Annotated in this window: 7 protein-coding genes; 6 read left to right on the forward strand and 1 reads right to left on the reverse strand. The window is 73.0% G+C overall.

What is annotated here, in order from left to right; all coding sequences use genetic code 11:
• Positions 1–7 precede the first annotated feature (7 nt).
• The 5 genes from ABZ671_RS13420 to ABZ671_RS13440 all read left to right on the forward strand — a co-directional run bounded on the left by ABZ671_RS13420 (position 8) and on the right by ABZ671_RS13440 (position 4,269).
• Positions 8–1,252 (forward strand): aspartate aminotransferase family protein, encoded by a 1,245-nt coding sequence (locus tag ABZ671_RS13420; protein WP_357856200.1) that lies wholly within the window; start codon positions 8–10, stop codon positions 1,250–1,252.
• The gene (locus ABZ671_RS13425; RefSeq protein WP_357856203.1) at positions 1,249–2,274 is read left to right on the forward strand and encodes an SDR family oxidoreductase; all 1,026 of its coding nucleotides are present in this window, start codon (positions 1,249–1,251) and stop codon (positions 2,272–2,274) included. The genes ABZ671_RS13420 and ABZ671_RS13425 overlap by 4 nt, the downstream gene beginning before the upstream one ends.
• 31 nt (positions 2,275–2,305) lie before the next feature.
• Entirely contained in the window at positions 2,306–2,776 is a 471-nt protein-coding gene (locus ABZ671_RS13430; protein WP_357856206.1) for an SRPBCC family protein, read from the forward strand.
• A 96-nt stretch (positions 2,777–2,872) separates the two neighbouring features.
• On the forward strand, positions 2,873–3,418 hold the full coding sequence (locus ABZ671_RS13435) for an alpha/beta hydrolase (protein WP_357856208.1): 546 nt from the start codon (positions 2,873–2,875) through the stop codon (positions 3,416–3,418).
• A gap of 644 nt (positions 3,419–4,062) precedes the next feature.
• Entirely contained in the window at positions 4,063–4,269 is a 207-nt protein-coding gene (locus ABZ671_RS13440) for a hypothetical protein (RefSeq protein ID WP_357856210.1), read from the forward strand.
• Positions 4,270–4,515: 246 nt separating this feature from the next.
• Here the strand turns inward: ABZ671_RS13440 and ABZ671_RS13445 are convergent, their stop codons facing one another.
• Positions 4,516–10,086 (reverse strand): type I polyketide synthase, encoded by a 5,571-nt coding sequence (locus ABZ671_RS13445; protein ID WP_357856213.1) that lies wholly within the window; start codon positions 10,084–10,086, stop codon positions 4,516–4,518.
• A 709-nt stretch (positions 10,087–10,795) separates the two neighbouring features.
• On the opposite strand from ABZ671_RS13445, the gene ABZ671_RS13450 reads away from it, so the two are divergent.
• A complete protein-coding gene (locus ABZ671_RS13450) occupies positions 10,796–11,896 on the forward strand; it encodes an AMP-binding protein (RefSeq protein ID WP_357856216.1) in 1,101 nt (366 codons plus the stop codon).
• The last annotated feature ends 21 nt before the right edge of the window (positions 11,897–11,917 follow it).

The raw sequence follows: 11,917 nt of genomic DNA on the forward strand, positions 1-11,917 counted from the left end.
TCCGCCCGTGACCTCCAGTGTCTTCGATCTCTACCGCCGCCATCTCGGCGAAGGGCTGGGGCGGGTCGCGGCCATGCTCGACACACCACTGGAGGTCGGCGCCACCGGCGCGCTGGTGCACACCGCGGACGGGCGTCACCTGGTGAACTGCGCCGGTTACGGTGTGTTCTTCGTCGGCGCCGGGCATCCGACCGTGCTCGACGCGGTGCGAGACCAGCTCGAACAGCAGGCGTTGTCCACCCGCGTGCTGCTGAACGAGCCCGCCGCCCGGGCCGCCGAGGCGCTCGCCTCGGTGACGCCGGAGGGCCTGGTCAAGGTGCACTTCTCCAACTCGGGCGCGGAGGCGGTGGAGACCGCGATCAAGATCGCCCGGGCGAACGGGCGACACCGGCTGGTGTCCATGCACAGCGGCTACCACGGCAAGACGGTCGGTGCGCTGTCGCTCACCGCACGGTCGCTCTATCAGGATCCGTTCCGCCCGCTGCTGCCTGAGGTCACCCACGTCAGCTTCGGCGACCTGGACGAACTGGCCGCCGTTGTCGACCGGGACGTCTGCGTGGTCGTCGAGCCGGTGCAGAGCGAGGGCGGGGTGATCATCCCCGAGTCCGGCTATCTCAAGGCGGTCGAGGCGCTCTGCCGCGAGCGGGGCGGGCTGCTCGTCCTGGACGAGGTGATGACCGGGCTGGGGCGGCTCGGGACCTGGTGGGGAGCGGATCGCGACGGCGTACGGCCGGATGTCCTGCTGGTCGGCAAGGCGCTCAGCGGCGGGCTGGTGCCGGTCGCGGCGACGGTCACGACCGAGGAGGCGTTCGCGCCGTTCGACAAGGACCCCTACCTGCACACGTCGACGTTCTCCGCGAATCCCCTGGCGATGGCCGCGGTCCGCGCGACAGTCGAGGTGATCAACGGGGAACGGCTGGTCGACCGGGCGGCCACGCTGGGCGCGCGGCTGTTCGCGGCCATCACCGACAGGCTGTGGCCGATCGGGCACCTGGTGGCCGACGTACGCGGGGCCGGGCTGCTCATCGGCGTGGAGTTCCGTTCCGGCCTGCACGCCGCGGAGTTCCTGATGGATCTGCTCGACAACGACGTGCTCGTCAACCACTCGATGAACGCGCACCCGGTGCTGCGGCTGACCCCGCCCGCCACGATGACCCCGCAGGAGGAGGCGCGGCTGGTCGCGGGGTTCGAGCGGGCCAGCGTCGCCCTGGCCGCGCGCTTCCCCGCCTCGGAAAGCGAACCATCCGCATGACCCGGCGTACGGTCCTGGTCACCGGGGCCAGCGGCGTCGTGGGCACCGCCGTCCTGGCCGAGCTTTCCGGCTACGACGTGATCGCCGGAGCCCACCGGCGGCTGCCCGCCGGCTCGGACCGGGTGGTCCGGCTGGACCTGCACGCGCCTGCACTCGGGCTGGATCGCCGCGCCTACCGCGAGCTGTGCACGGAGGTCGACGTGGTGATCCACTCGGCCGCTATCGTCAACTTCTCCGCCGACCAGGCGGAGGTGGACCGGCTCAACATCGAGGGCCTCGGCCGGGTCATGGAGTTCGCCGCTGAGGCCGAGGCGACGCTGGTGCACGTCAGCACCGCCTACGTGTCCCGGTACGGCCAGGCCGGTGGCGGCGGCCGGCTGGGCACGGAGAAGGTGGCCGCGCGGACCGACGAGTACGTGACCTCGAAATACCTCGGCGAGCGGATGGTCCGCGACAGCGGCATCGACGCGGTGATCGTCCGGCCGGCGATCGTCATCGGCGACTCCCGCACCGGCGCCATCCGGCAGCACCAGGGGGTGCACCTGCTCGCCGAATACCTGGTGACCCAGCAGCTGCCGTTCATCCCGGCGCATCCCGGCACGTTCTTCGACCTCGTCCCACAGGACATGGTCGCGCGGGGAATCCGCGCCGTGGTCGACGCCGACCTGCGCACGGGCGAGTACTGGCTGACCGCGGGACCCGCCGGCCTCCCGGTCGAGCGCTACCTCGAACTGGTGACGGAGACCGCCCGCGAGTGCGGCAGGGACATTCCCGCCGGCCGGATCGCCGATCCGTCGATCGTGGATCGGCTGGTCCGGCCGGCGTTCGCGGACGTCCTCGCCCCCGAGGACCTGGCTCGGCTGGACGGCGTGGTGGCGGTCTGCGGGCTGGTCATCATTCCTGAGCTGCTGCCGACGTCGTTCGGGACGATCCCCGGCGGACCGGACGCGATGACCCCGACGCAGGTTGAGGACGCGTGGCGGGTCAGCCTGCGTCACCTGATCCGGGGGCTGAAGCCGTGAACGTCGACCCGACCTGAGGAGGCCCGCAGCGATGGAGTGCTCGGTCATCATGCACGCCCTGCTGCCCGGGGCGGACGCCAAGGAGTCGTTCGACCGGTTGGCCGACTTCGCCGCGTACCCGGAGTTCACCGACGCCGTGCGGACGGTCGGGGTGACCCGGGTCAGCTCCACCGAGGTGGAGTCGAAGTGGGAGGTGAACTTCCGCCGGGGCATCCTGGTCTGGACCGAACGCGACGAGATCGACCCGGTCAACCGCCGGATCGTTTTCGATCAGGTCACGGGTGACTTCGCGACGTTCTCCGGTACGTGGCTCGTGGTCGAGACCGACGACGGGGTGCGGGTCGAGTTCGACAGCCGGTTCGACCTCGGCATCGCCTCCCTGGCGAGCCTGATCGACCCGGTGGCGTGCGCGGCGATGCGCGACTCGATCCGGGACATCCTGCTCGGGTTGTTCGGCTCCGGCATCGAGGTCATCGTGGTGGAGGCCGCCCCGCTCGGCTGAGCGGTCCGGACCGGCTGTCCACAGCAGATCGGACGAGGGTGCGCCGAACTCGACGCCCGGTACGATCATCGCTGTGCTGCCGATACACGTGACGGTTTGGTCGCGATGCTGGCCTCGATTCGCCGCCCGGAACGAGTCAGTTCCTTGGCGCTCATCGAGCCGGCCGCGCTCGCCGTGACTGCCGACCATCCCACTGTTGCCGCCGCACTCGAAGCCAACCGGCGCTACGTGGCCGCTTCGCAGTCCACGACGGCAGAGGACTACCTGCGCGCGTCGTACGGCGCGGGCGACGAGAGGGTGCCCGAGCCACGGGAGTTCGCCCTGCGGGCGGCGCGGACAGCCATGCGGGAGCGGCCGTGCTGGGAAGCCGACGTGCCGGTCAACGCTCTCCGCCCGACCAGCTACCCGAAGATGGTGCTGGCCGGTACGTGGGAGACGGCGCCAGCGGACTATCGGTCAACAACCGGAGACGCACTGGTTGCCACGGCAGGAGTCATCGCCGAGCGGATCGATGCCCGTTTCCACCAGATCGCAGGCGCGGATCACGCGCCACACCAACAACGGCCCGACGAGGTGAATCGGCTCCTGCTCGACCTGTGGGAGCAGGCAGCCGACCGTGCCGCGCCTGGCGCCGGCGCATGAACCTCCGTTGCCTGTTCAACGCCTACGCCTCTTGGTAGGCCTCTCCGCCTCTACGGCGACCTGAGCGCCTCTACCAGCGACCTCCCGGTGCCCGCGATGGGTGCCGGGGTAATCGTCAGATCGAACGGCGCACGATGCGTGGTCGGGTCGGCGGCCGGAGGTGCTTCTCCTTGTGCGCCGGACCATCTCATCCCACACCTCCTGGGGGAAGGCGGGGTCCGGCGGTATCCATCTGTGCGAGTTGTCGGAGTAGTGGAACTTCTCGTCTCCCGGATCGACTCGGCTCAAGACCGCACCCACCCGAGGAACCGGCGGTGCAGTGCGCCGGCGGGAGCCCAGCCCATGTCCTGCGTGGCGGACACCAAGTGCGAGGCCATGTAGATCGACAGGGACACCCGAGCGCCGTCGTACTCGGCCAGCAGCTCACGGCGACGTGTGGGACAGGGCCAGGGCGCGCCACACCCGGCGCAAGTCCAGACGGGCAGAACCGGTCCATGGTCAGTCATCGGCTCTCCCCCTGACCCGGGGCCAGAAGATCCCGGTATAGGCGCTTTCGCGGCATAGAGATATGCTCCTGGTCAACCGATGGATTAGTCAACTGGCAATAGCCATTAGACTAGCAGCTGTCTGCCTACTTTCAGGGAATGGACCGAGGGCCAGGGCAGCTCATGGGGCCCTACGAGATCGCTCAGCGCCTCGGCGTCTCGCGGCAGCGGTTCCAGCAGCTCGCCCGGTATCCCACTTTCCCAAAGCCGTATCAGGAACTGCGCGGCATGAAGGTGTGGCTGGCCGAGGAGATCGAGCAGTGGATCAAGGAGTACCGCCAGCCCCGCCCGACCGACGAGGACTGACAGAGTTTCCGACACTTTCGGAATGGTCGACGTGGATCCGGGTGCAGGCGGTCTGCGTACAGCCGCCGACCTCGCAGCCCGCGCCGGGATGATCCCCGGTGGTCCGGTGCCACCGCCCTTCCTGCTGGGCTGGGACATCGCCGGCGAGGTGGCCTCGGTCGGCTCCGGTATTCAAGGCCCCATTTCGCGACTCGGTGGCGGCCGGCTGCGGGTCGCGAGGTCCTCGCCGACTTCGGAACTACTCGTTTAGTCGAGCAGGTCGAAGAAATCGTCCTGCGCCGCGTCGACCCGGTCGGGCGCCGTGTCGACCAGCGGCAGCAGGCGGTTGACGGCGTCGGCGAGCCGCTGGCGGGTCACCCCGTCCATGGCGAGGTTGGTCAGGCTGGACTCCAGGCGGGCCAGTTCCTGCAGCACACCGAGCGCGGTGGACGCCTGCTCGGGGAGCAGCTCACCACGCAGGTAGCCGACCAACTCGCGTACGCTCGGGTGGTCGAAGGCCACCGTCGCGGGCAGCGTGAGCCCGGTCGCGGCGGCGAGGCGGTTGCGCAGCTCCACCGCCGTCAACGAGTCGAATCCGAGCTCGGGCAGGCTCCGGGCGCTGTCCAGGTCGGCGGCCGAGGCGTGGCCGAGGACCCGGGCGACCTCGGTGAGCACCGTCTCGCGCAGCAACCGGTCCTGCTCGGCGGGCGCGAGCCCGGACAGGACCCGGGCGAGATCCGTACCTCCCGGCCGGGTGCCGGCACCCGGGTCGACCGTGGCCGGCCGCGCAGCCCCGGAAACGTCCTCATCGGGTACGCGGTCCGCGGCCATCAGGTCGTGCAGCACGGTCGGCACCGACCGCCGGTCGTGCCCGTCGAGCAGCGCGCGGTCCACGTCAACGAGGACCGGCGTCGGCGTGTCCGTGTCGAGCGCCCGGTCCAGCAGTTCCAGCCCGCGCTGCGCCGACAGCGGCGTCAGCCCGATTCTCCGCATGCGGCGCAGGCCGGTCGCGCTGACCTGTTCGGCCATCCCGTCCGGCAGCTCCCACAGGCCCCACGCCAGCGACTGCGCCGGCAGCCCCTGCGCGCGCCGGTGCCGGGCGAGGGCGTCGAGGTAGGCGTTGGCGGCCGCGTAACCCGACTGCCCGGGCGACCCGAACAGACCGGCGGCGGAGGAGAAGAGCACGAACGCGGCCAGGTCGCGGTCCCGGGTCTGCTCGTGCAACTGTCGTGCGCCGTCCGCCTTCGGCCGCAGCACCTCGGCCACCCGCTGCGGGGTCTGCGACTCGACGACCCCGTCGTCCAGCACCCCGGCCAGATGCAGCACCGCGGTGAGCGGGTGTTCGGCGGGGATCAACGCCAGCAGGTCGGTCAGGGCCTCCGGGTCGGCGACGTCGCAGGCGACGACGCGTACCGACGCCGCGCCGAGCACCCGTAGCTCGCCGACCAGGTCGGCGACGCCGGGAGCGTCGGGTCCGCGCCGGGACGCCAGCACCAGATGCCGGGCGCTGCCCCGGCGCACCAGGTGTCGCGCCACGAGGCGGCCGAGGGCGCCGGTCGCGCCGGTGACGAGGGTGGTTCCCTCCGGGTGCCACGGTCGCGGCCCGGGTTCGGTGGCGGCCCGGGTCTCCGAAGCGGGGCTGTCGGGGGCGTGCAGCCGGGGCACCAGCAGCGCACCCGCGCGGACAGCGACCTGCGGTTCGCTGGTGGCGACGGCCGCTGCGAGCGCCTGCCGAGACGCCGGGTCGTCGTCCAGGTCGATCAACGTGAACCGGCCGGGCTGCTCGGACTGCGCCGACCGCAGCAGCCCCCACGCCGCCGCCTGAGCCAGGTCGCAGGGCTCGTCGGCGACGGCCCCTCGGGTCACCACCGCCAGCCGGGCGGCACTGTGGCGCGGGTCGGCCAACCAGCGCTGTGCCAGGTCGAGCGCGGCGACGACGGTGCGGTGTGGGTCGTCGCCGCCCGCGGGCAGTTCGACGCAGACGACGTCGGGCACCGGGTCGGTGGCCGCCAGCTCGTCGAGCCAGACCACGGGCTGGTCGGCTGGGCCTGCGGCGGCGGTCACCCAACGCAGCTCGTACCCGCCGACCGGATCACCGGCGGACGGCCCGAGGGCGAGGCGGTCGGGGGTGATGGGCCGCAGCGCGACGTGCCGCACGGTGGCGACCGGCGCACCGGACGGGTCGGCGAGGACCACCTCGACGCCGTCGCCGTCGCGGGTCAGCCGCACCCGCAGCGCCGTGCCGCCCCGGGCGTGCACCTGCAGGCCGGCCCAGGAGAAGGGCAGCGCGATCCCGCCGGCGCCGCTAGCGTCGCCGAGCAGACCGAGGGCGTGCAGCGACGCGTCGAGCAGCGCCGGATGCAGCAGGTACCCCTCGGCCGCGTCGGCGTCGGGCAGCGTCACGTCGGCGAAGATCTCGTCGCCCCGTTGCCATGCCCGGTCGACGCCGCGGAAGGTCGGGCCGTAGTCGTAGCCGCCGGCCCGCAGTCGGTCGTAGAACCCGTCGGTGTCCAGCGGCGCCGCGCCCGGCGGCGGCCAGAGCCGCAGCCGGGTGGCGTCGCTGGCCCGCACCGGGGCGACGGTGCCCGTCGCGTGCCGCGTCCAGGTGCCGCCGGGCGGGCGAGCGTGGATCGTCAGGGGGCGGGTCGGATCGCCGGCCGCCCCGGCGACGACCACCCGGGTCTCGACGCCGCCGGCCTCCCGAAGCACCAGCGGCGCCTGCAGCAGGAGCTCCACCACCTCGGGGCAGCCGGCGTGGTCACCCACGCGCGCCGCCAGCTCCGCCAGCAGCGCACCCGGTACGACGACCGCGCCACCCACACGGTGCTCGGCGAGCCACGGCTGGGCGGCGAGCGACAGCTCACCGGTCAGCAGCAGCCCGCCCGGCGACTCCGGGGTCTCGACGGGCCGGGCCGATGGCGTCAACCAGTATCGGCTGCGCTGGAACGGATAGGTGGGCAGTTCGACGGGCGGGACGTCGTCACCGATCAGCGCGGCCCAGTCGACGTCCACGCCCCCGGCGAACAAGCGGGCCACGGCCTCGTGGGCCGAGCCCCGCTCGTCGCGCCCGGTACGCAGCAGCGGCACGGCGACGGTCGGGGCGGTCGAGTCGTCGGCGTCGTCCAGGTCGGCGACCGAGTCGAGCACCATGGCCGACAGCGTGCCGCCGGGCCCGACCTCCAGGAAGCGGGTCACCCCCTGCTGGCGTAGCCGGCGCACGCTCTGCGCGAACCGCACCGGCTGCCGCGCGTGCCGGCTCCAGTGCCCCGCCGTGATCAGGTCCACCGTCCGGCCCGTCTCGTTGGCGACCAGCGGGATCTGCGGTGGCCGGTGGGTGAGGTCCGCCTCCAGCTTGCCGAGATCCGCGAGCATCGGCTCCATCAACGGGGAGTGGAACGCGTGGCTGACCCGGAGCCGACTGGTCCGGCGGCCCTGCGCGGCGAACACGTCGGTGACGCGCCGCACCGCGTCCTGCGGGCCGGCGATGACGACCGAGGTCGGGCCGTTCACGGCGGCGAGCCCGACCCGCGCCGCCGGATCGGCGAGCAACGGCTCGACCTCGTCCGGGGTGGCCTGGATCGCCACCATCGCGCCGCCGGCGGGTAGCGCCTGCATCAGTCGGCCCCGGGCGGCGACCAGGCGGGCGGCGTCGTCCAGCGACAGCGCGCCGGCCACGTGGGCGGCGGTGACCTCCCCGATCGAGTGGCCGAGGACGAAGTCCGGCCGGACCCCCCAGTGCCGCAGCAGCCGGTACAGCGCCACTTCCACGGCGAACAGCGCCGGCTGGGTGTATTCGGTCTGGTCCAGCAGGTCCGGGTCGCCGTCGATGACCGCGCGGACGGGACGGTCCAGGTGACGGTCCAGCGCGGCGCAGACCTCGTCCAGAGCCGCGGCGAACCGCGGTTCGGTCGCGGCGAGTTGCCGCCCCATCCCGGGCCGCTGCGCTCCCTGACCGGAAAAGACCAGGGCCAGCCCGCCCTCGGCGGCCGTGCCGGTGATCACGGCCGGGGAGTCCTGCCCGGCGGCGAGCGCCGCGAGGCCGTCACGGTCGAGGAGGACGGCGCGCTGTTCGAAGGTCGTACGCCGGACCGACGCGGCCGCCACCGCGCGCGCCGGCAGGTCGGGGTGAGCGGAGCGGAACGCGTCGAGGCGCCGGGCCTGTTCGCGCAGCGCGGGAACGGTCCGCGCGGAGAGCACCAGCGGCACCGGCCCGCCCGCGTGGTCGGCCGGGGCGGTGGGCTCGCCCGGCGGCGCCTCCTCGACGATGACGTGCGCGTTGGTGCCGCTGATCCCGAACGACGACACCGCCGCGCGGCGCGGTCGGGCGCCGGCCGGCCAGGGTTGCTCGTCGGTGAGCAGCCGCAACGGGCCGGTGGACCAGTCCACGTACGGGGTGGGTTCGTCGACGTGCAGCGTGCGGGGCAGCCGGCTGTGCCGCAGCGCCAGCACCATCTTGATGACGCCGGCCACGCCGGCCGCCGCCTGGGCGTGTCCGATGTTCGACTTGACCGACCCGAGCCAGAGTGGACGTTGCCGGCCGGGCCCGTACGCCTCGATCAGCGCTTTCGCCTCGATCGGGTCACCCAGCCGGGTGCCGGTGCCGTGTGCCTCCACCGCGTCCACGTCGGGCGCGTCGAGCCTCGCGTCGGCCAGGGCGTCGGCGATCAGCCCTTGCTGGGACGGACCGTTCGGCGCGGTGAGACCGTTGGACGCCCCGTCGGAGTTGACCGCGCTGCCCCGCAGCACCGCCAGGACGCGCCGGCCGTGGCGGCGGGCGTCGGCGAGCCGTTCGAGGACCAGCACCCCGGCGCCCTCGGCCCACCCGGTTCCGTCGGCGGACGCCGCGAACGACCGGCACCGCCCGTCCGGGGAGAGCCCGCGCTGGCGGCTGAACTCGGTGAACACCAGCGGCGTCCCGATCACGCTCACCCCGCCGGCCAGGGCGAGGTCACATTCGCCGGTACGCAGCGCCCGGGCGGCCAGGTGCAGCGCGACCAACGACGAGGAGCAGGCCGTGTCCACCGAGAGCGAGGGCCCTTCCAGGCCCAACGTGTACGACACCCGGCCGGAGACGACGCTCGACGCGTTGCCCGCCAGTAGGAAGCCGGCGACCTCCGGTGGGACGGCGCCGAGGCGCGGCGCGTAGTCGCCGGCGATGACGCCGGCGTAGACGCCGGTGCGGCTCCCGCGCAGCGTGCGCGGGTCGATGCCGGCGCGCTCCAACGCCTCCCAGGTGATCTCCAACATCAGCCGCTGTTGCGGGTCGGCGGCCAGCGCCTCCCGGGGCGACAGGCCGAAGAACCCGGCGTCGAAGTCGCCGGCGTCGTAGAGGAAGCCACCGTGCCGGGCGTAGGTGAAGCCGGGCCGGTCGGGGTCGGGATCGAACACCGCCGGGTCCCAGCCCCGGTCGGTCGGGAACGGTCCGATGCCGTCGCGGCCGTCGACCAGCAGGTCCCAGAAATCCTCAGGGGTGGCCACTCCGCCGGGGAAACGGCAGGCCATCGCCACGATGGCGATCGGCTCCGACGCGCCCGCCGGCTGGTCGGCCGGCTCGCCGGCCGGTCCCCGCGTGGCGGCGAAGCGTTCCGGGGCCGGGCGTCCGACCTGCGAGGCCAGGTATTCGGCCAGGGCGGCGGGGTTGGGGTAGTCGAAGGCGAGGGTGCCGGACAGGGGCAACCCGCTGGCCTCGGACAGCCGGTCGGCCAGTTCGAGCGCGGTGAGTGAGTCGAAACCCAGGTCGACGAAGGCGCCGTTGGGAGAGACGTCCCCCCGGGGCCGGCCGAGCACCTCGGCCGCCTGGGTGCGCACGAGCTCCAACCACCATTGCGAGTCACCCATGGGCGGCCGCCTTCCGCGATCTTCAATCTCAGCGCCGCGGTCACCCACCGGGCGGCGATCCATCGTCCGTCGTCGACGGTAGCCGACACAATCGCCCGTACGGTCTCCACAAAGGACCTATGGTCTTCGTCGATCGCCCTGTCTACGCTGTCGCCCATGATTCTGGCGAGACTGATGTGAGCCGGTTCGTCGACACCCTCGTCGACGCCGCCGCCCGGTCGCCGCGCGGCATGGTCACCGGCGCTCCGGCGAACCCGGTGCGACGCGACTGGGGGCAGGTGCACGAGGCGGCGCGACGCACGGCGGCGGCGCTGGTCGCGGCTGGCTTGACCGGCCGGCAGGCGGTCGCGGTCCTGGCCGGTGACCCGGCGGAGGTCGCGCGGGCCGCCCAGGGTACGTGGCTGGCCGGTGGCAGCGTGACGATGCTGCACCAGCCGACCCCGCGTACCGATCTGTCGGTCTGGCGCGACGACACGCTCCGCGTGCTGCGCATGATCGACGCGCGCCTGGTGCTGGTGGGCGCCCCGTTCGAGGCGATGGCCGGGGTGCTCCGCGAGCGGGGCATCCCCCACCGGATGATCGGCGACCTGGACAGCGACGGGGAGTTCACCGTGGTGCCCGCCGCCGAGGACGACACCGCGCTGCTGCAGTTGAGACCGCCGAGCCGAAGGCGGTGCGGATCAGCCACCGCAACCTCCACGCCAACCTCGTGGACAGCTCGACCCACCTGCGGTGCGGCGACGACGACGTGGTGGTCAGCTGGCTGCCGCTCTTCCACGACATGGGCATGGTCGGCTGCCTGCTGCTGCCCATGTTCACCGGCATGGACCTGGTCATGGTCACGCCCGCGGAGTTCCTCGGCCGTCCGATGGTGTGGGCGGAACTGATGAGCCGGTACGGCGGGACGATCACGGCGGCGCCGAACTTCGCGTACGCGATCCTGGCCCGGCAGCTCGCGCGCGCCGACGCCGGATCGCTCGACCTGTCCCGGTTGAAGGCCCTGTGCAACGGCGCGGAGCCGATCGACCCGGCCACGGTGGAGGCGTTCGTCGCGGCCGGCGCCCGGTTCGGCCTGCGGCCCACGGCGGTGAACTGCTGCTACGGCGCGGCGGAGAGCGCCCTGGTCATCTCGCTGTCGGCGCTGTCCGACCCGATGCTCCTCGACACCGTCGACGCCCTGGAACTGGAGAAGAACCGGCGGGCGGTGCCGGTACGCGACGACCATCCGAGCGGCGTCCGCCGGCTGCCGATGCTCGGCAGTGCCTTCCCGAGCGTCGCCGTCCGCGTGGTCGACGACTCCGGCGCCGAACTGGGCGACCGTGAGGTGGGCCGGTTGCAGCTGCGCGGTGAGTCGGTGACCATCGGCTACCTCACGGAGGACGGCCCGACCCCCGCGCTGGACGACGACGGCTGGTTGGACATCGGCGACGAGGGCTACCTGGCCGGCGGTCAGATCGTGGTCTGCGGGCGGCGCAAGGACGTCATCATCATGGGCGGCCGCAACATCTACCCGACGGACATCGAGCGCGCGGCCGCCGGGGTCGACGGCGTCCGGGACGGCAACGTCGCGGCGGTGCGGCGGATGGCCGGTGACGGCGTGGCGCGGGAGTCGTTCGCGGTGCTGGTCGAGTCGCGGCTCGCCGGTGACCCAACGGCGGAGCGGGCGCTGTCCGACGCCGTCGCCGCCCGGATCGTCGCCGACGTCGACGCCCGTCCGGCGTCGGTCGTGGTGCTGCCGCCGGGCAGCCTGCCGAAGACCCCGTCGGGCAAGCTGCGCCGTGCGGCGGCCCGCGCGCTTCTCCCCCACTGACCGCCCGCCCCCGGAGGTATC

The sequence above is a fragment of the Micromonospora sp. NPDC006766 genome, assembly GCF_040636055.1.
GTDB lineage: Bacteria > Actinomycetota > Actinomycetes > Mycobacteriales > Micromonosporaceae > Micromonospora.